Raw genomic sequence first — 19,257 nt, 5'->3', positions numbered from 1 at the left:
TCGCGCGCTAGCGCGCCGTCGTTTCCCGGATGAAATCGAGAATGATCTTCTGGACGTCCTTGTCGGACGAGAGCCAGTGCTTGTCGGCAAGATAGCTGGGAGCGCGATAGACGACCGATCGCTGCGCCGGATGGCCCTGCATGAAGGCGCCGCAATCGCCGGCGAGTTCGGGATCGCGGAACCAAGGGTCCTTCTCGCTCGAGAGCGCCAGCACAGGCTGGTCGGGTGGCGCATTGAGACCGCGATATTCCGGCCAGCCCGCATGGCAGGTCCAGCCTTCGATGACCCGGCCGGCCGCCGGAACGTCGGCAATGGTGGCGACCGTGATGGCGCCTTCGGAGTGCCCCATCAGAATGACGGGGACGCCTTTGAGAGAAGGGATCTGCTCGACCTGATCGAAGGCGAACTGCATTTCGGCCTGGCGCCAGCCGAGCACCGCCCGGTGCAGACCGCCTTGATGGCTGATGGGCTTGCAGCTCACCGGTTTGTCCTGGCGCGCGAAGCCGTCGGGCGCCACCATGAGATAACCGGCCTGGGCGAGGAACCGCCCCGTGGCCGCCGAGATCTCGCTGAGTCCGTCGCAGCCATGCGCATAGACGACCACCACGGTCGGGGGCGACGGCAGCGACGAGAGATAGGCCGCCAGCCCCGCCGTATCGAGCCGCTTGTAACCGATGCTGCTGGTCGCGGGGGCGAACACCCAGGCCTTGTCCCAGGTGCGCTGCAGCTCCGCATCGGCCGACCGAGCGCCTGGCGATGCCAACAGCAGCAGCGGCAGCAGCAAGAGCGCCGCCCAGGCGCGGTTCGCCATATTCATGTTCCCTGGCCTTTCATGCGACCGCGCTCAAAAGGTTGCGGCTGTAGGGATGTTCGGGCGTTCCGTAGAAGCGCTCCGACGGCGCCACCTCGACCAGCTCGCCCTTGTACATGACCGCGATGCGACGGCAGACATAACGGGTCGCGGCGAGGTCGTGGGAGATGAAGAGCGCGCCGAACCCGTGCCGCTGCTGCAGGTCGAGGATGAGATTGAGCACCTGGGCCTGCACCGAGACGTCGAGGGCGCTGACCGCCTCGTCGAACAGGATGAAGCGCGGCTCGGTGATCAGGGCCCGCGCAATCGCGACCCGTTGGCGCTGGCCGCCGGAGAGCTGACCGGGATAGCGCTCCGCGAAGCTGGAGTCCAATCCGACGCTGTCGAGGATCGCCTTCACCCGGTCGCGGCGGTCGCTGGCGGGCCGGCCCAGCACCAGCAGCGGCTCCTCGATCGAGCGGCCGCAGCGGATCCGCGGGTTCAAGGCCCATTCCGGCTGCTGCAGCACCACCGAGAGCTGCCCGCGCCGCTCGCGCAGCGATCCGAAGGGCTCGCCGCCGAACAGCATCGCGCCGCGCGTCGGCTTCAGAAGCCCCAGACAGACCCGGCCCAGGGTCGTCTTGCCGGAGCCCGATTCGCCGACCAGCCCGACGGTCTCGCCGGCGCCGATGTCGAGGCTCACCTTTCGGACCGCATCGAAGCCGGTGCCGCCCTTGAACGGCCCGGCCGCATAAGTCACGACGATATCCTTCAACTGGACCACCGGATCCATCGTCATGGCGCCGCTCCCGATGTCCGCGGCAAGTTCTCGAGCACGCGCTCGGCGAAGTGACAGACCACCCGGCGCCCTCCTACCTCGCGTTCCTCCGGCCGGACTTCCGCGCATTGGCGTTGCGCAAAGCCGCAGCGGGGCTCGTAAGCGCATTTGTCGCAGCGGCCGATCAGAACGGGCGGCGAGCCGGGGATCGGTTCCAGCCTCTGGCCGGGACGCTCGTTGCCGGCGGCCGCCGCCATCAGCGCGCGGGTGTAGGGATGAGCCGGCTGCGCCAGCACGCGCCGGCTCTCGCCGGTCTCGACGATGCGCCCGCCATACATGACCGCGATGCGATCGGCATGGCGGGCCACCATCCGCAGATCGTGCGACAGGATCACGAGGCTGGCCTTGGTTTCGTCGCGCAGCCGCCGCAAGGTCGCCATCACGCGGTCCCGGATCGAGGCGTCGAGCGAAGCGGTCGGCTCGTCCGCGATCAGCAGCCTGGGCCCCCGCGCGATCGCCATGGCGATCACCACGCGCTGCGCCATGCCGCCCGAAAGCTCATGCGGGAAGCTGTCCATGACGCGCTCGGGGTCCGGGAGCTCGGCGCGCGCCAGAAGCGCCGAGATGGCGGTCCGGCCCGGCTGACCGCCCATGGCGCGCGCGACCTGCCGGCCGGTGCGCATGGTCGGATCGAGCGCATTCATGGGGTTCTGGAACACGAAGCCGAGCCGGTCGCGCCGCAGGGCCCGCAACTCGTCGGCGCCGGCCTCGAACACGGCGCAGCCATCGACCAGGAGACGGCCGCTTTCGCAGATCGCCTCGGCGGGCAGCAATTTGCCCGCGGCCATGCCGAGCGTCGTCTTGCCGGAACCGCTTTCGCCGACGATGGCCAGGGTTTCGCCCGGCAGGATCTCCAGCCGGGCTTCGTCCAGAGCACGAACGCGGCCCTGCGGCGTCTCGTAGCCGATCACCAGATCCCGGGCTTCGACCAGGCTGCTCATGTGAGCGACCGGCCCTTGAGCGGCTCCAGCGCGTCGCGCACGGCGTCGCCGACGAGATTGACCGACATGATGGCGGCCGACAGGACCGCGCCCGAGGACAATACCAGCCAGGGCGCGATCGTCAGATAGGCGCTGCCCTGGCGCAGGAGCGAGCCCAGCGAGGCGTCGGGCGGTTGCACGCCCAGTCCGAGGAAGCTCAGCGCGCTCTCGATGATCATCCCGATCGAGAGGGCATAGCTGAGCTGCACCACCACCGCGCCCATGATGTTGGGCAGGATATGGACGAACATGACCCGCCAGGAGGAGGCGCCCGCGACTTCCGCCGAGGTGACGAAACCGCGCCCCGCCACGCCGAGCGTGACCGAGCGGACCACCCGGATGAAGAGCGGCAGGGTCGCGACCGAGATCACGGCGACCACGGAAATCTCGCCCGGGCCCATGACCGCGGCGATGAGAAGGCCCAGCAGCAGCGCCGGGAAGGCAAACAGGATGTCGGCGCCCCGCGCGATCAACTGGTCGGACGCGCCGCGGAAGTAGCCCGACAGCATCCCCAGCAGCGTGCCAATCACGGCGGTGATGACGACCGCGATCGCCGAAATGAGGAAGGTCGAGCGAATGCCCTGCACGACACGCGGCAGGAAGGAGCGGCCGAGCTCGTCGGTCCCGAAGGGCAGATGCCAGGAGGGTGCGAACAGGCGAGGCCCGGTACCGATCTTTGTCGGATCGCCCAGCGGCAGATAGGCGCCGAACAAGCCCAGCAGGACCAGGACCACCAGCAGGACGACGCCGAAGAAGGAAAGCTTGTCCCGCCGCCAGAGCCGCGCCAGAAGCCGGGGGCTGTCCCGCCAGACGCTCACCGGCCGCTCCCCGAACCGATGCGCGGGTCGATGATGGCATAGAGCAGGTCGGCCAGCATGTTGATCGCGATGAAGACGGCGGCGGCCAGCAGCACGCCTGTCTGCACGATGGCATAGTCGCGATTGAGGAGGCCGTTGAAGGCGTAGAGGCCGACACCGGGGATGGAGAAGAGGACTTCGACCACGACGGCGCCGCCCAGCAGGAAGCCGAAATAGGTGGTGACGACGGTCACCACAGGAATGGCGGCGTTGCGCAGCACATGCAGGCGGATGATGTTGCGGGGATTCTCGCCGCGCGCGACCGCGGCGGTGATATAGCCCTCGGTCATGACCCGCAGCACCGCGTCGCGCGTGGTGCGCAGCACCAGGGCGATGCCGAAGACCGACAGCGTGACCGTCGGCAGGATCATCACCCGCATGTTGGTTACCGGATCGTCGAAGAAGGGCACATAGCCGCCGACGCGCAGCCACAGCGACCAAACCGAGAAGACGAAGATCAGGGCGCTGCCGAGGACGAAATCCGGCACGCTGGCGCCGAGAGCGCCGACCAGCCGTGCCAGGCCGCCCTGCGGCCTGTCCGACGCGGCGGCGCCGGCCGCAACGCCCAACGGCACGCCCACGAGGAGCACCAGCCCCAGCGACAGCGAGGCCAGCTCCAGCGTGACCGGTGCCCGGCGGAGGAACTCGGCGATGACCGAGCGGCGCGTCACCATCGACACGCCGAAGTCGCCCTGCGACATCGCCAGGAGCCAGCGCCCATATTGCACGATCATCGGCTGATCGAGGCCGTAACGCTCCGCGATCACCTTGCGCGCGTCAGGTGTCGCAAAGGGCCCGAGGAGAATGTCGGCGTAACCGCCCGGCAGGAACCGCAGCGCCAGGAAGACCAGCACCGAGACGCCCAGCATGGTGACGAGCGCCAGCGCGAGCTTCGGGGCGAAATAGACGAGAAGGCGCATCCGCGGGTCCCGGGAGTCCTGAAGGGTCCGGGGACGGGCGGGGGCTCGATCGCCTGCCCGTCCCCGGAGTCACCTTGGCTTCAGTCGAGCGACTTGAAGGCCGCGATGTATTGGAAGGTGTTGGAGGAGCCGGAATGCGCCGGCACCTTCAACTCGATCTTGTCGGAACGATAGGCGATGTAGTCGGTCTTGCTCACAAGCGCGAGAAGGTTCGAGCTGTCGTCGATCAGACTGCAGATCTCCTTCAGCTTCCCGTCGCGGGCGGGCCCGTCCTCCATGGTCTTGACCTCGTCCAGCGCCGCGCTGAGCGCGGGCACTTCCTCCTGGAAGACCTGGTTCCACACCGCGAACTTCGGATTCCACCAGGCGATCACCATGGTGGGATCGGTGTAGCCGGCAAGCCAGGAAAGAGCCATGTCGAAATCGCCGTCGGTGAAGACCTTCTGCAGATATTCGGCTGTCGGCGGCTGCTCGATAGCGACGGTGAAGCCCGCCTCCTGAAGGCTCTGCTGCATCACCTGCGCGATCCGTCCCAGCACCGGATTGGCCGAGGTCGCCATCAGCCGCACCGTGGGATGCTCCTTGCCCGCTTCCTTGAGCAGGGCCTGGGCCTTCTTCACCCGCTCGTCGCGCGAGAGGGCATAGACCGGATCGGCATGACAGGCATCCTTGCCGAAAGCGGCCGGCACCGGATAATCCACCCGCGTCGTGCCGCCGAAGACCAGATTGTTGATCGCGTCGCGATCGAGCGCCAGGTTCATCGCCTGCCGGATGCGCTTGTCGTGGAAGGGCGATTTCTCGCTCAGCGCGTTCACGTCGACGCGGTAATAGTTCGTGGTCTGCTGCGAGATCACCTTGATGTTGGCGTCCTTGCCCAGCATCTGCACCGCATCCGGATTCTCGAAGGTGGTGAAGTCGATCCGCCCGTCGCGCAAGGCGGCCATGCGCGCCGATTCATCGGGGATGATCGGCACCTCGAGACGATCCGCGACCGGCTCGCCCGACTGCCAATAGTTGGGGTTCCTGACGAAGGTCCAGCTTTCGTCCTGCTTATGCTCGGACACCATGAAGGGGCCCGAGCCCAGCAGATCCTTGGTCGGATCGAAGCTGCCGTCCTTGAGCTCCTTGATCGGGATGATGGCGGCGGTGATGTGGGCGAGTGCCGCGAGCAGGGCCGGATGGGGCGATTCCAGCTCGATCGTCACGGTATGGTCGTCGGGCGCCTCCATCTTCGCGATATTGCCGAGCTGCGCCGACCAATAGGAGGCGGTCTCGGGATTCTTGATGCGCTCCAGGTTGCCGATGACGTCGTCGGCCGTGACGGGGCGCCCGTTGGAGAATTTGGCGTTGGCGCGGAGCTTGAAGACATAGGTCGTGGGCGAGGTCTGCTGCCAGCTCTCCGCCAGGCCCGGCTGCAGCTTCAGGTTTTCGTCCGTGGTCAGCAGCGTCTCATAGACCATCTGATACATTTCCCAGGACGCGACGGTGCCCGCGACATGGACATCGAACCCGGTGATCTCGGCGGGTTTTCCCCAGACGATGGTCGCGTCGGCGGCCAGGGCCGACGCCGCCAGTCCGGCGCTCCCGGCAACGCTGATCGCCAGGGCGAACGCGATGCCGCCAATTCTCTTTCCGAAACTCATTGGGTCCTCCTCATGCCTGCTTCCTCCTCCACGTCCCGAGTTATGTTCCCGGGAACTGAACGCGGCACGGATGCTGTTATGAATATCCCATGAAGTCAAGTTATGGTACTTTCAAAACAGTACACCTTATGGGGGCATCGTGAACCGGTTTCCGGACTATCGCGACCATGACGGCCTTGGTCTGGCGGCCTTGCTGCGCAAGCGTGCGATCTCGCCGCGAGAACTGCTCGAGATGGCGATCGAATGGGCGGAGCGGGTCAATCCGTCGATCAACGCTTTGTCGCAGAAGCTTTATGACCATGGCCGCGAGGCGTTGGACCGTCCGCTGCCGGACGGACCCTTCTCCGGCGTTCCCTTCCTGCTCAAGGATGTCGGCGCGCAGCTGGCGGGGACCGTGACGACGCAAGGCTCGCGCTTCTTCGCCGGCATGCGCGCCAAGGCCGATTCCACGCTGGTGGCGCGTTACAAGCAGGCGGGCTTCGTCATTTTCGGCAAGACCGCCACGCCGGAGATGGCGCTGGCGCCCTCGACCGAAGGCAGCTTCGGCGGCGCCACGCGCAATCCCTGGGATCTGTCGCGCACGGCCGGCGGCTCGTCGGGCGGCGCCACCGCGGCGGTCGCCGCCGGCATCGTCCCCGTGGCCCATGCCAGCGATGGCGGCGGCTCGATCCGCATTCCGGCCTCCTGTTGCGGCCTGTTCGGCATGAAACCCACGCGCGCCCGGACCCCGGCCGGGCCCCTCGCCGGCGAGGGCTGGGGCAGCCTGTCGGTCAGCCATGTGGTCTCGCGCTCGGTGCGCGACAGCGCGGCGGCACTCGACGCCACGCAGGGCCCGGCGCCGGGGGATCCCTATTGCGCACCCTACCGCGATCATCCCTTTCTCGCCGATGTCGGCGCGCCGGTCGGCAGCCTCAGGATCGCCTTCCAGCACGAGCCGCTCTCGGGCGTCGCCGTCGCCGCGGAATGCATCCAGGCGGCCGAAGAGGCGGCGCGGCTGCTGGAATCGCTGGGCCATCGCGTCGAAGAGGCCCGGCCGCCCGGCGACAGCGAGGAGCTCGGTCGCGCGTTGTGGGTGCTGGTCGCCAGCAACGTGTCCCGCTCGCTGCAGGCGCGCGCCCGCTCTCTCGGGCGCGAGCTCGTCCCGAGCGATGTCGACCCGGTCACCTGGGGCGCGGTCGAATTTGCCCGGACGCTCAAGGTCGAGGACTATCCCGAGGCGCTGGCGACCATTCACCTGCAGGGCCGGCGCATGGCCGATTTCCACGACCGGTTCGATATCGTGATGAGCCCGACCTTGGCGCAGCCGCCGATCCGGCTCGGGACCCTGCGCACCGACAATCCCGACCTCGACGCTTACAGCCGCGCTCTGCGCGACTTCATGCCCTTCACGCAGCTCTTCAATATCTCGGGACAGCCGAGCATGTCGGTCCCGCTGCATTGGACCGCGCAGAACCTGCCGGTGGGCATCATGTTCAGCGCGCCCTTCGGCGACGAAGCGACATTGTTCCGCCTCGCGGGACAACTCGAAACCGCGAAGCCCTGGTTCCACCGCGTGCCCGAGGTGCCTTCATGAAAGCGGGCCTGACCAACCGGCTGCGAAAGGAATTCTCGGGGCTTTCGAAGGCGGAGAAGGCCGTGGCGAGCTATATGCTCACCAACATGAGCAGCCTGCCCTTCGAGACGGCGGCATCGATCGCCGAAAGCGTCGGCGTCAGCCAGATGACGGTCAGCCGCTTCCTTCGGGCGCTGGGCTATCGGGGGCTCAGCGATCTCAAGGACAAGATGCGCAACGAGCTCGACACCACGCCGCTGCTCATCTCCGACCGCGTCGACCGGATCCGCAAGCAATCGAGCCGCGACAGCAAGCTGTGGGACAATTTCGAGCTCGAGATGCAGGCGACGATCGGCGTCTATGAGCTGCGCGCCACCCGCGCCTGGAAACGGAGCATCGAGATCCTGGCCAAGCGGTCGGACGTCTATGTCGCCGGCTTCCAGACGATCGCCGGAATCGCTTCCGACTTCGCGGCGCGCCTCGACTATGTGCGCCCCAATGTGCGCCTGCTCGACCGCGGCAACGGCACCTTCGCCGAATTGCTGGCCGGCCAGGCTTCCGCGCCCTGCCTCGTCCTGTTCGAAATGCGCCGCTATACCAGGCTCAGCCACCAGCTGGCGCGCAGCGCCGTCGACGCCGGGATCCCGGTCATCATCATCTGCGACAATCACTGCCACTGGGCGCGCGACTACACCGAGGAGGTTCTCTCGGTCAGCACCGATTCGCATCTGTTCTGGGACTCACAGGCGCCGTTTCTCAGCCTCGTCAATCTGCTGTTCGACGATCTGATCGCGCGGCTCGGCGACAAGGTGGCGGAGCGCATCCGGGCGATGCGCGAGCTCCAGGACCGCTTCGAGGCGTTCCAGGATTGAAGGGAGCTCGTCTGCCGCGATCTCCGAACGACCGGAAGATCGCGGCGGAAGGCCGATTCTCAGCTCAGCTTCGCGCAGGCGCGCTGGATGCGCGTGCAGGCATCCTTCAGCGCCTCGGTCGAGGTCGCGTAGGAGATGCGGAAGAAGGGCGACAGGCCGAAGGCCGAGCCCTGCACCGCCGCCACGCCCTCGGCCTCGAGGATGTAGGCGACGAAATCGTCGTCGCTGGCGATGACCTTGCCCTCCGGCGTGTGCTTGCCGATCGTCCCGGCGCAGGACGGATAGACATAGAAGGCGCCTTCCGGCTTGTGGCACTTGATGCCCTTCGCCTGGTTCAGCATGTCCACCACCATGTCGCGACGCTGCTTGAAGACGGCGTTATGCTTGGCGATGAAATCCTGGGGGCCGCTCAGGGCCTCCACCGAGGCCGCCTGGCTGATCGAGCAGGGATTGGAGGTGCTCTGCGACTGCACCTTCGCGATCGCCTTGATCAGCGCCACGGGCGCCGCCGCATAGCCGATGCGCCAGCCGGTCATGCAATAGGCCTTGCTCACGCCGTTCATCGTGACCGTGCGGTCCTTCAGGCGCGGCTCGATCTGCGCCGGCGTGGTAAAGACGAAATTGTCGTAGACCAGATGCTCATACATGTCGTCGGTCAGGATCCAGACATGCGGATGCTTGACCAGCACGTCGGTCAGCGCCTTCAGCTCGTCGCGCGTATAGGCGGCGCCGGTCGGGTTCGACGGGCTGTTGAGGATGATCCATTTGGTCTTCGGCGTGATGGCGCGGTCGAGATCGCGCGCGTTCAGCTTGAAGCCGCTTTCCTGGCTGCAAGGCACGAACACCGGCTTGCCCTCGCAAAGCAGCACGATATCCGGATAGGATACCCAGTAGGGCGCCGGGATCACCACCTCGTCGCCCGGGTTCAGCGTCGCGACCATCGCGTTGTAGATGATCTGCTTGCCGCCCGACGCCACCGTGATCTCGTCGATCTTGTAGCCGAGGCCGTTCTCGCGCTCGAACTTGGCGCAGATCGCCTTCTTCAGATCGTTGGTGCCGTCGACGTTGGTGTATTTCGTGTCGCCGCGGCGGATCGCTTCGACCGCCGCTGCCTTGATGTTGTCGGGCGTGTCGAAGTCCGGTTCGCCGGCGCCCAGCCCGATCACGTCGCGGCCGGCCGCCTTGAGCTCGCGCGCCTTCATGGTGACGGCGATGGTGGGGGACGGCTTGATCAGATCGAGACGGTCGGCGAGGAAGGCCATGGCGAATTCCTGGGCTCGAAGATGAAGGGAAAATCGGGCGGCGACTGCCGGGCTCATACTGGCCAAAACGGTCCGCCCGCAGGCGGCGCGAAGATAGTAGCGGCCCTTCCCTGGCGCAAGACTGTAACCCTTTTGGGCGGCTGTCAAAATTGTCACCGCGACGCCTTGCCCCGCACTCGGCCCTTGAACCTTCCCTCGCGGGAACCCTTAGGCTGAGCGCCGTTATCCCGGGCACGCGGGCGGGCGGCCCCAACAAGGAGACCGACATGACCGATTATCCAATCAATTCAGGCGCCGTCCGGCGACTAACCCACAGGCTCTGCGGCGCGGTCGTCATTTTGGTTCTCGGCCTGGCCGTGACGGCGCCCTCGGGAGCCGCGGCGGCGGAACAGGACCAGACCCAGCAGCAGATTCAGGACCTGCAGCAGCAGATGCAGGGCCTTCGCCAGCAGATGTTCGGCATGATGCAGCAGATGACGAGCGGCGGCGGGATGCCGATGATGCGTCAAGGCTGGGGACCGGGAATGATGATGGGACCGGGCATGATGGGCTGCAACATGATGGGCTGCGCCTATGGCAGCGGTCCCGGCATGATGAACGGACCCGGCTACGGCATGGGCCCCGGCATGATGTATGGCGGCATGATGGGCAGGCAGAGTTACAACGCGGGGCCCGGGATGATGAATGGCGGGATGATGAATGGCGGCATGATGAACGGCGATGGCGCGCACGGATCCCAGGCGTTGTGGCAAGCCGAGATGCAGATGCATCAGGCGATGAACCAGCCCTATAGCGGAGACGCCGATCGCGATTTCGTCGCTCACATGATCGCCCATCATGAGGGCGCCGTGGCGATGGCGCAGGCCGTGCTGCAATACGGCAAGGATCCGCAGATCAAGCAGCTTGCCCAGGACATCGTGTCGGCCCAGCAGAAGGAGCTGGACATGATGAAGGACTGGCTTGCCAAACATCCGGCGTCGCAATAGCGCCATCGAAAGCCGAGGCGATTGCGTCCGCAAGGGCGCCGATCGTTTCATCTGTTTCGCGCATTGTTGCGAAGACTTCAGCGGCGTGGCGTCGGGTCTCCCCCTGATGGCGGAGACCCGACGAAATTTTCTCGCAGCCCCTCGACAGGACCAGGTTCCTTCCCGTAGAAGGCGCGTCCGCGGCGCGATCCATCTCGCGATCCGCATCCGTCCGAGGGGAGAAGCCCGACTATGACCAAGACACCGTCTCTGGCTCGTGGCGCCGTCTTCGGCGCGCTGATCGTGACCCTGGCCGGCTTCGGCGCCGCACCGGCCCTGGCCGAAGGCACGAACGAACGCGGCCGCTATCTGGCGACCATCATGGATTGCGGCGGCTGCCATACGCCGGGCGCGATGACCGGTCAGCCCGACATGGCCCATGCGCTGGGCGGCTCGGATATCGGCTTCGAGATCCCGGGAATGGGGATTTTCTATCCGCCCAATCTGACCTCGGACAAGGAAACCGGTCTCGGCAATTGGAGCGCGGCGGAGATCGTCGCGGCCGTTCGCACCGGTGTGCGGCCCGATGGCCGCGAGCTGGCACCGGTCATGCCCTGGCACTCCTATGGCGCGCTCACCGATGCGGACGCCAAGGCGCTGGCGGCCTTCATCAAGAGCCTGCCGGCCTTCTCGCATAAGGTGCCGGGACCCTTCGGCCCCGGCCAGACGCCCACGGCGCCCTACTTCACGGTGGCGGTCCCGAAATAACGGCCGCGCCGTCTTCGCAGATGCAGCCAGCCCCGCTCTCGCCTGCGGTCGAGAGAGCGGGGTTTTCTTTTGGCGGAGCCCACGACGCCGGAGGGTCGTCCTGCATTCGCGGCAAATGCATCGGTTGCAATGCCCAGGAAAAAATCCCGCGCGTTAACCACGGCCCTTAACGCGGCCGAAACAGCATTGGCCGCAATTATGAGACTCCAGCGGAACGGCTGGGCGAGGTGACGGCGGGCGACGGATCCAACGCATGGCAGGATGGGCGCCACATTTCCGCCGCAAAGAATCACGGAAACGCCCCAGGAGGGGGCGTGTCTCGCCACAGCGACTGACCATATCTGCATTGTCCGAGCGACCAAGGGGGTCGCGACGGAGAATGCCGAAGGATTAGGGGGTGCAGGATGCGCGGTAATGCCAGGTTTGCGCAGGACAACGGGTCGATCCCGGGCGGCAAGGGCCGCAAGCTGATCGCCAGCATCCGGGTCGGTCTGATGTCGGGCGCCATGTTGTTGGCGCTGCTCGTGCTGTCGGTTCCGCGTGTGGCCGAGTCTCTCGGCCTGAAACCGCCGCCGGGTCTCGTCAGCGTGGCCCAGCTGGGACCCTCGGTTCCGGCTTGGTCGCAACACCCGAATGAGCCGGGCCGGTGACAGGGCCCGACCCGTTCATGACAGTCGGTTCCCCTTAGAGCGGTCCCATCCGCCCTCCCGGCCTCCTTCATCAGGGGCCGGGTTTCTTTTTGCCCGGCCTTTCCCGTGGAATCGCCGGGTTTATTTTGCCCGCCGGCGGAGCCCGCCCGCCGCCTGGCCAGGAACATGGCTGGGTCGCGGGCCCCACCCCTACCCAGGGTCGGAGCGGCTCGCTATATCTGGGGCCATGTCGACAAAGCCGAATTCCGTCAAAGGGGCCCCCTGGGGATCCGACCCGATCGTGCTCGAACGCCCGACCGCGGGCGAGGGCACGCCCTTCAAGCTGGTCTCCCCCTTCGAACCGGCGGGCGACCAGCCCCAGGCCATCGAGCAGCTCACCGAGGGGCTGGTCAAAGGCGAGCGCGACCAGGTGCTGCTGGGCGTCACCGGCTCCGGCAAGACCTACACCATGGCGCATGTGATCCAGCGGCTGCAGCGCCCGACCCTGGTGCTCGCTCCCAACAAGACCCTCGCCGCCCAGCTCTATGGCGAGATGAAGAGCTTCTTCCCCGAGAACGCGGTCGAATATTTCGTCTCCTATTACGACTACTACCAGCCCGAGGCCTATGTCCCGCGGACCGACACCTATATCGAGAAGGAAAGCTCGATCAACGAGCAGATCGACCGCATGCGCCATTCGGCGACGCGCTCGCTGTTCGAGCGCCGCGACGTGATCATCGTGGCGTCGGTCTCCTGTATCTACGGCATCGGTTCGCCCGAGACCTACTCGACCATGACCATCACGATCCATAAGGGCGACACGCGCGAACGCCACGAGCTGCTGCGCCGCCTGGTCGAGATCCAGTACAAGCGCAACGATGCCGCCTTCCAGCGCGGCTCGTTCCGGGTGCGCGGCGATTCGATCGAGATCTTCCCGGCCCATCTGGAAGACCGCGCCTGGCGGCTGTCGCTGTTCGGCGACGAGGTCGAGAGCATCGTCGAGTTCGACCCGCTGACGGGCGAGCGCATCGCCGCGCTCAACGAGATCAAGATCTACGCCAACAGCCATTACGTCACGCCCAAACCGACGCTGAACCAGGCGATCGAGCAGATCAAGGTGGACCTCAAGCTGCGGCTCGAGGATTTCAACAAGGCCGGCAAGCTGCTGGAGGCCCAGCGGCTGGAGCAGCGCACGCAGTTCGACATCGAGATGATGGCGGCGACGGGCTCCTGCGCGGGCATCGAGAACTATTCCCGCTATCTCACCGGCCGCCGGCCGGGCGAGCCGCCGCCGACTTTGTTCGAATATATCCCCGCCGACGCGCTGCTGATCGTGGATGAGAGCCATGTGACCGTGCCGCAGGTGGGCGGCATGTATCGCGGCGACTTTCAGCGCAAGAACACGCTCTCGGAGTTCGGCTTCCGCCTGCCCTCCTGCATCGACAACCGCCCGCTCAAATTCGAGGAGTGGGACGAGATGCGGCCGCAGTCGGTCTATGTCTCGGCCACGCCGGGCCCCTGGGAGATGGAGCGCACCCATGGCGTCTTCGCCGAGCAGGTGATCCGCCCGACCGGCCTGATCGATCCGCCCTGCCTCATCCGCCCGACCGAGACCCAGGTCGACGACGTGATCGCCGAATGCAAGGCGGCGGCGGCCAAGGGCCAGCGCGTGCTGATCACGACGCTCACCAAGCGCATGGCCGAGGACCTGACCGAATATATGCACGAGGCCGGCGTGCGGGTGCGCTACATCCATTCCGACGTCGAGACGCTGGAGCGCATCGAGATCATCCGCGATCTGCGGCTGGGCGCCTTCGACGTGCTGATCGGCATCAACCTGCTGCGCGAGGGGCTCGACATCCCCGAATGCGCGCTGGTCGCCATTCTCGACGCCGACAAGGAAGGCTATCTGCGCTCGCAGACCTCGCTGATCCAGACCATTGGCCGTGCGGCGCGCAACGTCGACGGCCGCGTCATCCTCTATGCCGACGTGATGACCAAATCGATGCAGGCGGCGCTGGGCGAGACCCAGCGGCGGCGCGACAAGCAGACCGCTTGGAATGCCGCCCACGGGATCACGCCGGAATCGATCAAGAAATCGATCGGCGACATCCTCGAGAGCGTCTATGAGCGCGACCATGTCACGGTCACGACCGGCGACAAGGGCGCCTTGCATCATATCGGCCACAATCTCCAGGCGACGGTCGCCGATCTCGAGAAGCGCATGCGCACCGCCGCAGCCGATCTCGAATTCGAGGAAGCAGCCCGGCTGCGCGACGAGATCCGCCGGCTCGAGGCCATGGAGCTGGAGATCCCGGCCGGATCGCCGGGTTCGGGCGGCCGTTCGATCGGCGGCCGCGCGGGCCAGCCTCCGCAGGTCGGGCCCCGTCCGCCCCGCATTTCCAAGGCCGCCGAGCCCGCCCTCACGCCCTGGGACCGTCCGGCGGGGGCGGCCAAGGCCGGACGGCCGAAGCGCGGTGGCGGCTTCAGGGGCCGCAGCAAGCGGGGATGAATTGGAGACGTGAGATCAGAGATATGTCCCTTCCCCCGGAACGGGGGAAGGTTAGGAAGGGGGCTGCTCAGCCCCTCGTGACCCGAATCCTCCCGCCGGCCCATCATCCGTCCCTGGCAATCCCGCACCCCCGAGCACCCCACCCCGATGGCTGACCTCTATGCCTGGCCCGCCTTGGCGACGATCGCCGCGCTGGCCGTCTATCTCGCGAGTTTCGTGCTGGCCGGACGGATGCGAGGCAAGCATCGCGTCGTCGCGCCTTCTACAGACGGACCCGAGGAGTTCAAGCGGGCCCAGCGGATTCAGGCCAACACGCTCGAGCAGATCGTGCCGTTCCTGGCCTCGCTCTGGCTGTTCGCGATCAATGTCTCGCCGCTCTGGGCGGCGGCCCTGGGCGCGGTCTGGATCGCCGGCCGTGTCTTTTACATGGTCAGCTATTTTCGCGATCCCGCGAAACGCGGACCCGGCTTCGTGCTCGCCGCGGCAGCCTGGATCGCCTTGCTGGCGGGCGCGCTGATCGGCGTGATCTGCCGGCTCGCCGTCCTGTCTTGACGAGGAACCCGCTGCGCGGCGCATCTGGGCCACATCTTCCCCGACGGCCCGGTGCCAACGGGCTTGCGCGACTGCATCAACTCGGCTTCCCTCCCCTTCGATTCGAAGGACGAGAAGAAATAAATCACCACGCCTGGGGGAAGTCTCGATGCAAGTGCTGACCGTTCTCTGCCATCCGCGCTCCGATTCCTTCACGGCCGGCGTCGCGCATGAATTCCGCGCGGGACTGGCGGAGAGCGGCCATGGCGGCGAGCTGGCCGATCTCTATGCCGAGGGCTTCGATCCTCTGGTCTTCCCGCCCGACGAGCCCGATTGGTATCAGCCCAAGCGCTTTTCCGATGCGGTCCTGGCGGAACAGGCCCGGGTCGAACGCCACGACGCCATCGCCATGGTGTTCCCCGTCTGGTGGTGGTCGGTCCCGGCGATGCTGAAGGGGTGGATCGACCGCGTCTGGAATCGCGGCTGGGCCTATAGCCAGAGCCAGCTCCGGCTGGAGCAGGGATTGCTCATCGGCGTCGCCGCGGGCACGGCCAAGAACTATGACGGACCCCGCGGCTATCGCGGCGCCATGGAGATCCAGCTGGTCCAGGGCGTGCTGGACTATTGCAAGGTCCGGAACGGCCGGCTGGAGCTGCTGATAAATTCGAAGGAGTCCGATGCGATGCGCGCGGAACTGCTGCTGCGCGCGCGGGCGCTGGGTCGCGACTTCGCCCGCGAGACGGTCGAGCCCTCGTGATTTCCGAGCGGCTTCAGCGCCCGGCGGCCGTCGGATCCGACAGGGTGGAATAGTCGGTATAGCCGCGCTCGTCGCCGCCATAGAAGGTCTTGCGGTCCGCCGGGTTGAGCGGCGCCTGGCGGCGCAGCCGCTCGGGAAGATCCGGATTGGCGAGGAAGGCCGCCCCGAACGAGATCAGATCGGCCTCGCCGGACGCGATCGCCGCCTGGGCCAGCGCGTGGGTGTATCCCCCGTTCAGGATCAGCGGCCCTTGGAAGGCGCGCCGCAGCAGCGGCGCAATGAGCGGGGCCTGCCCCGCCTCGCTGCCGGTCACGGCTTCCACGACGTGAAGATAGGCGAGCCCGAGCGGCGACAGTTCGCGCGCCGCATGGGCGAAGGTGGTGGCCGGATCGGAATCGCTCATATCGTTGAAGCTCTGCGTCGGCGACAGCCGCACGCCGACGCGCTCCGCGCTCCAGCCGCCGATGACGGCCTCCGTGACCTCCCGCAGAAAGCGGACGCGATTGGCGACGCTGCCGCCATATCGATCCGTCCGCCGGTTCGACCCGTCGCGCAGGAACTGATCGATGAGATAGCCATTGCCGGCATGGATCTCGACCCCGTCGAAACCGGCCATGCAGGCACGCCAGGCCGCCGCATTGAAGTCGGCGACGATCTCGGCGATCTCGCCCGCCTCGAGCGCTCGGGGCGTCGGGAAGGGCAGGAACCCATCGGCCGTGAAGGCTTTGCCATTGGCCGGAATGGCGGAGGGCGCCACCGGCAGGGCCCGCTCCGGCAGCAACGACGGGTGCGACGCGCGGCCCGCGTGCCAGAGCTGCAGAAAGATCCGGCCCCCCGCCGCATGGACGGCGTCGGTGACGCGGCGCCAGCCGTCGATCTGGGCCTCGTTATGGATGCCCGGTGTGCGGGGATAGCCGACGGCGTGGTGCGAAATCTGGCTGGCCTCGGTCACGATCAGGCCGCCGCTGGCCCGTTGCGCGTAGTAGGTGGCCATGGCCGGCGTCGGCACCTGATCGTCGCTCGCGCGGTTGCGCGTCATCGGCGCCATGACGATGCGGTTCGGCAGACGCAAGGGGCCGATCGTGATCGGCGTGAAAAGATCCATCGTCACGGTCTCTGGGATGCGGCGCGGCCTCTCTTTGTAGCGCTTTCCGCCCATTTGGGGCGCCACGAGATTTTCTCAAGCACCGCGGAAGTAACCCCGCTTTCACGGAGGGCATCAGATATGTGCGTGGGGTAAGGGACGAGATCGCCCGACAATCGCTGCCGAGCTCACTTATGCGGATGGCGGTGGATCGGATCGATCCAGGCGACGGACTCCGGGCGCTCGACCGGTTCGATGTCGAGATTGACCACCACCGGTTCCTGGTCGCTGCGCACGAGCACGCATTCGAGCGGCTCGCCGGGATCGGCGTTGATTTCCTGATGCGGCACATAGGGCGGGATGAAGATGAAATCGCCGGGTCCCGCCTCCGCCACGAACTCCAGCTTCTCGCCCCAGCGCATGCGGGCACGGCCGCGCACCACATAGATCACGCTCTCGAGGGCGCCGTGATGATGTGCGCCGGTCTTGGCGTTGGGCGCGATGGTGACGGTACCGGCCCAGATCTTCTGCGCGCCGGCCCGCGCGAAATTGATCGCGGTCGCGCGCGACATGCCCGGCGTCTGCGCGGTGTTCGGATCGAGCGAGGAACCGGGGATGACCTGCACGCCGTCGGTGCGCCAGGTCCTGGCGGGCGTCTCGGTCATGGGCGGCTCCTTCTCGATGCGCGCAAGATATCCGGCAAGCTCGACATCGTGGGCCGGCGCCCGGGGCCAAGGCAAGCGAGGGATTGTTTCGCCGGACCCAAGCAAAACCGCCGGCGGAACGTCAGCTGTTCAAGACGTTGTAGCCGCGCCCGCGCAGGCAGTTGTTGATGATGCGCTTCTGCTCGCTGACGCCGCTGACGCCGCCGGCACCGGCGCCCACCGCACCGCCCGTCGCGGCACCGATGGCCGCACCCGTTCCGGCACCGCCGGAGAAGGCGCCGACGATGGCTCCCAGCGCGGCACCGCCCGCCGCCCCGAGCAAACCCGTCGTCGCCGCTTCGCCCGCGGGACTGACCTGCTCGGCATATTGCCGGCACTCCGAAAGATCCTGCTGATATTTGGCGTTGTCGACACCCTTGGTATCCACCACCGGCTGGTAGGACTGGGCACAGCCGGCAAGGATGAGGATTAGCGCCAGTGAAGCCACGCGTCGCATGCGTCCAAACCCTCCTGCAGAATTTTCCCGCGGCCCGAGGGCGCGGAACATCGAGGCCCGCCGACGTTCGGCATGACGGCGGCGCGTCCGTCGCCTCCCGTCCCGACCGTCTCACTCCCTGAAGGATTTATACCATGATCGTTTTGTCGCGGGGCAGGCCCGAATCTCGCGGTCCCATCAGGGGTTTGCAGGGTTGCCACCGGCGGGGACCCGGGTCATTCTCCCGGCCATGACGAAATCCGCCCCCACGCCCGTTCGTGTTGCGCTCGTAACCGGCGCCGCCAAGCGCATCGGCCGCGCCATTGCCGAGGACCTGGTGCAGCAGGGCTGGGCCGTGGCCATCCATTACAACAGCTCTCAGGCCGAGGCCGAGGCGCTGGTGCAGACGATCGAGCGCGGCGGCGGGCGCGCGGTGGCGCTCCATGCCGACCTGCAGCGCGAGGCCGAGGTCGAGAGCCTGCTGCCACGCGCGACCAAGGCCCTGGGCCCGCTCTCGCTCCTGGTCAACAACGCCTCGCTGTTCGAGATGGACAAGATCGACACGGCCACGCGCGAATCCTGGGACGCGCATATCGAGACCAATCTGCGGGCGCCGCTGGTGCTCTGCCAGGCCTTCGCGCGCCAGCTCCCGGCGGGCGTTCCGGGCAACATCGTCAACATGCTGGACCAGCGGGTGTGGAAGCCGACGCCCTATTTCCTCTCCTACACGGTCGGCAAGATGGGACTCTGGACCTTGACGCGGACCCTGGCGCTGGCCCTGGCACCGCGGATTCGCGTCAATGGCATCGGGCCGGGCCCGACCTTGCCGAGCCCGCGCCAGAGCGCCGAGCAGTTCGAGCGCCAATGCGCCGCCATGCCGCTGGGGCGCGGCACCACGCCTCAGGAAATCTGCGAGGCGCTCCGCTTCATCCTGGCGGCGCCGGCGATGACCGGCCAGATGATCGCGCTGGACGGCGGCGAGCATCTGGGCTGGGCCGTGCCGTCGCGCGGCTTTGTTGCGCAAGAATGAGCGGCGGCGCTACAGTTTCCGAGCGTCGGGCATGGGGCTTTCCGAGACCCTGCCGGCTCCCCAACTTTGACAGGACCCGGCGCCCGGTTTGAGACTTGGCGCACCTTCTTCGATTGACGATCTCTCT

General features: G+C 66.8%; 20 protein-coding genes. 10 read left to right on the top strand and 10 right to left on the bottom strand.

Annotated elements, in window-relative coordinates:
* Nucleotides 1–7 precede the first annotated feature (7 nt).
* The 6 genes from FRZ44_RS05035 to FRZ44_RS05010 all read right to left on the bottom strand — a co-directional run bounded on the left by FRZ44_RS05035 (nt 8) and on the right by FRZ44_RS05010 (nt 6,028).
* The gene (locus tag FRZ44_RS05035) at nt 8–811 is read right to left on the bottom strand and encodes a dienelactone hydrolase family protein (RefSeq protein ID WP_191908423.1); all 804 of its coding nucleotides are present in this window, start codon (nt 809–811) and stop codon (nt 8–10) included.
* Nucleotides 812–830: 19 nt separating this feature from the next.
* Nucleotides 831–1,589, bottom strand: a complete 759-nt coding sequence (locus tag FRZ44_RS05030; protein WP_151176146.1) for an ABC transporter ATP-binding protein — start codon at nt 1,587–1,589, stop codon at nt 831–833.
* On the bottom strand, nt 1,586–2,569 hold the full coding sequence (locus tag FRZ44_RS05025) for an ABC transporter ATP-binding protein (protein WP_151176145.1): 984 nt from the start codon (nt 2,567–2,569) through the stop codon (nt 1,586–1,588). Before FRZ44_RS05025 ends, FRZ44_RS05030 begins: the two co-directional genes overlap by 4 nt.
* Entirely contained in the window at nt 2,566–3,426 is an 861-nt protein-coding gene (locus tag FRZ44_RS05020; protein WP_225308550.1) for an ABC transporter permease, read from the bottom strand. The genes FRZ44_RS05025 and FRZ44_RS05020 overlap by 4 nt, the downstream gene beginning before the upstream one ends.
* A complete protein-coding gene (locus FRZ44_RS05015; protein ID WP_151176144.1) occupies nt 3,423–4,385 on the bottom strand; it encodes an ABC transporter permease in 963 nt (320 codons plus the stop codon). Before FRZ44_RS05015 ends, FRZ44_RS05020 begins: the two co-directional genes overlap by 4 nt.
* 80 nt (nt 4,386–4,465) lie before the next feature.
* A complete protein-coding gene (locus tag FRZ44_RS05010; RefSeq protein WP_151176143.1) occupies nt 4,466–6,028 on the bottom strand; it encodes an ABC transporter substrate-binding protein in 1,563 nt (520 codons plus the stop codon).
* 139 nt (nt 6,029–6,167) lie between these two features.
* Between FRZ44_RS05010 and FRZ44_RS05005 the strand changes: the two genes are divergently transcribed.
* Nucleotides 6,168–7,601: an amidase gene (locus FRZ44_RS05005; RefSeq protein ID WP_151176142.1), complete on the top strand. Its 1,434-nt coding sequence runs from the start codon at nt 6,168–6,170 to the stop codon at nt 7,599–7,601.
* A complete protein-coding gene (locus FRZ44_RS05000; protein WP_151176141.1) occupies nt 7,598–8,452 on the top strand; it encodes a MurR/RpiR family transcriptional regulator in 855 nt (284 codons plus the stop codon). Before FRZ44_RS05005 ends, FRZ44_RS05000 begins: the two co-directional genes overlap by 4 nt.
* Nucleotides 8,453–8,511: 59 nt before the next feature.
* Here FRZ44_RS05000 and FRZ44_RS04995 read toward each other — a convergent pair whose 3' ends face one another.
* The gene (locus FRZ44_RS04995; protein WP_151176140.1) at nt 8,512–9,714 is read right to left on the bottom strand and encodes a pyridoxal phosphate-dependent aminotransferase; all 1,203 of its coding nucleotides are present in this window, start codon (nt 9,712–9,714) and stop codon (nt 8,512–8,514) included.
* A 266-nt stretch (nt 9,715–9,980) separates the two neighbouring features.
* On the opposite strand from FRZ44_RS04995, the gene copM reads away from it, so the two are divergent.
* The 7 genes from copM (at nt 9,981) to FRZ44_RS04960 (ending at nt 15,876) form a co-directional block, all read left to right on the top strand.
* Nucleotides 9,981–10,700, top strand: coding sequence for a CopM family metallochaperone (gene copM / locus FRZ44_RS04990; protein ID WP_151176139.1), 720 nt, complete (start codon nt 9,981–9,983; stop codon nt 10,698–10,700).
* Nucleotides 10,701–10,931: 231 nt separating this feature from the next.
* Nucleotides 10,932–11,447, top strand: a complete 516-nt coding sequence (locus tag FRZ44_RS04985; protein WP_151176138.1) for a c-type cytochrome — start codon at nt 10,932–10,934, stop codon at nt 11,445–11,447.
* Between the two features lie 404 nt (nt 11,448–11,851).
* Nucleotides 11,852–12,097 (top strand): hypothetical protein, encoded by a 246-nt coding sequence (locus tag FRZ44_RS04980; protein ID WP_151176137.1) that lies wholly within the window; start codon nt 11,852–11,854, stop codon nt 12,095–12,097.
* A gap of 226 nt (nt 12,098–12,323) precedes the next feature.
* Complete coding sequence (gene uvrB / locus FRZ44_RS04975) at nt 12,324–14,588, top strand: excinuclease ABC subunit UvrB (protein WP_151176136.1); 2,265 nt, start codon at nt 12,324–12,326, stop codon at nt 14,586–14,588.
* Between the two features lie 147 nt (nt 14,589–14,735).
* Nucleotides 14,736–15,140, top strand: coding sequence for an MAPEG family protein (locus tag FRZ44_RS04970; protein WP_151176135.1), 405 nt, complete (start codon nt 14,736–14,738; stop codon nt 15,138–15,140).
* A gap of 51 nt (nt 15,141–15,191) precedes the next feature.
* Nucleotides 15,192–15,263: a hypothetical protein gene (locus FRZ44_RS27605; protein WP_407658082.1), complete on the top strand. Its 72-nt coding sequence runs from the start codon at nt 15,192–15,194 to the stop codon at nt 15,261–15,263.
* 25 nt (nt 15,264–15,288) lie between these two features.
* Entirely contained in the window at nt 15,289–15,876 is a 588-nt protein-coding gene (locus FRZ44_RS04960) for an NAD(P)H oxidoreductase (RefSeq protein WP_151176134.1), read from the top strand.
* Nucleotides 15,877–15,889: 13 nt separating this feature from the next.
* On the opposite strand, the gene FRZ44_RS04955 is transcribed toward FRZ44_RS04960, so the two are convergent.
* The 3 genes from FRZ44_RS04955 to FRZ44_RS04945 form a co-directional block, all read right to left on the bottom strand.
* Entirely contained in the window at nt 15,890–16,981 is a 1,092-nt protein-coding gene (locus FRZ44_RS04955) for an alkene reductase (protein WP_151176133.1), read from the bottom strand.
* A gap of 167 nt (nt 16,982–17,148) precedes the next feature.
* Complete coding sequence (locus tag FRZ44_RS04950) at nt 17,149–17,625, bottom strand: cupin domain-containing protein (RefSeq protein WP_151176132.1); 477 nt, start codon at nt 17,623–17,625, stop codon at nt 17,149–17,151.
* Nucleotides 17,626–17,746: 121 nt separating this feature from the next.
* Nucleotides 17,747–18,121 (bottom strand): glycine zipper family protein, encoded by a 375-nt coding sequence (locus FRZ44_RS04945; RefSeq protein ID WP_151176131.1) that lies wholly within the window; start codon nt 18,119–18,121, stop codon nt 17,747–17,749.
* A 229-nt stretch (nt 18,122–18,350) separates the two neighbouring features.
* On the opposite strand from FRZ44_RS04945, the gene FRZ44_RS04940 reads away from it, so the two are divergent.
* Nucleotides 18,351–19,130, top strand: a complete 780-nt coding sequence (locus tag FRZ44_RS04940) for an SDR family oxidoreductase (protein ID WP_151176130.1) — start codon at nt 18,351–18,353, stop codon at nt 19,128–19,130.
* Nucleotides 19,131–19,257 lie beyond the last annotated feature (127 nt).

Source organism: Hypericibacter terrae, from assembly GCF_008728855.1.
Classification (GTDB): Bacteria; Pseudomonadota; Alphaproteobacteria; order Dongiales; family Dongiaceae; genus Hypericibacter; species Hypericibacter terrae.
This window is presented reverse-complemented; position numbering and strand designations above follow the sequence as displayed.

Bases quoted from the DNA above. Each gene is read 5' to 3' on its own strand.
- FRZ44_RS04945 (WP_151176131.1), bottom strand. From the start codon at position 18,121: ATGCGACGCGTGGCTTCACTGGCGCTAATCCTCATCCTTGCCGGCTGT.
- FRZ44_RS04980 (WP_151176137.1), top strand. From the start codon at position 11,852: ATGCGCGGTAATGCCAGGTTTGCGCAGGACAACGGGTCGATCCCGGGC.
- FRZ44_RS04955 (WP_151176133.1), bottom strand. From the start codon at position 16,981: ATGGATCTTTTCACGCCGATCACGATCGGCCCCTTGCGTCTGCCGAAC.
- FRZ44_RS05035 (WP_191908423.1), bottom strand. From the start codon at position 811: ATGGCGAACCGCGCCTGGGCGGCGCTCTTGCTGCTGCCGCTGCTGCTG.
- copM (WP_151176139.1), top strand. From the start codon at position 9,981: ATGACCGATTATCCAATCAATTCAGGCGCCGTCCGGCGACTAACCCAC.
- FRZ44_RS05010 (WP_151176143.1), bottom strand. From the start codon at position 6,028: ATGAGTTTCGGAAAGAGAATTGGCGGCATCGCGTTCGCCCTGGCGATC.
- FRZ44_RS05025 (WP_151176145.1), bottom strand. From the start codon at position 2,569: ATGAGCAGCCTGGTCGAAGCCCGGGATCTGGTGATCGGCTACGAGACG.
- FRZ44_RS04985 (WP_151176138.1), top strand. From the start codon at position 10,932: ATGACCAAGACACCGTCTCTGGCTCGTGGCGCCGTCTTCGGCGCGCTG.
- FRZ44_RS05015 (WP_151176144.1), bottom strand. From the start codon at position 4,385: ATGCGCCTTCTCGTCTATTTCGCCCCGAAGCTCGCGCTGGCGCTCGTC.
- FRZ44_RS04960 (WP_151176134.1), top strand. From the start codon at position 15,289: ATGCAAGTGCTGACCGTTCTCTGCCATCCGCGCTCCGATTCCTTCACG.
- uvrB (WP_151176136.1), top strand. From the start codon at position 12,324: ATGTCGACAAAGCCGAATTCCGTCAAAGGGGCCCCCTGGGGATCCGAC.
- FRZ44_RS05030 (WP_151176146.1), bottom strand. From the start codon at position 1,589: ATGACGATGGATCCGGTGGTCCAGTTGAAGGATATCGTCGTGACTTAT.
- FRZ44_RS04950 (WP_151176132.1), bottom strand. From the start codon at position 17,625: ATGACCGAGACGCCCGCCAGGACCTGGCGCACCGACGGCGTGCAGGTC.
- FRZ44_RS05000 (WP_151176141.1), top strand. From the start codon at position 7,598: ATGAAAGCGGGCCTGACCAACCGGCTGCGAAAGGAATTCTCGGGGCTT.
- FRZ44_RS04970 (WP_151176135.1), top strand. From the start codon at position 14,736: ATGGCTGACCTCTATGCCTGGCCCGCCTTGGCGACGATCGCCGCGCTG.
- FRZ44_RS04995 (WP_151176140.1), bottom strand. From the start codon at position 9,714: ATGGCCTTCCTCGCCGACCGTCTCGATCTGATCAAGCCGTCCCCCACC.
- FRZ44_RS04940 (WP_151176130.1), top strand. From the start codon at position 18,351: ATGACGAAATCCGCCCCCACGCCCGTTCGTGTTGCGCTCGTAACCGGC.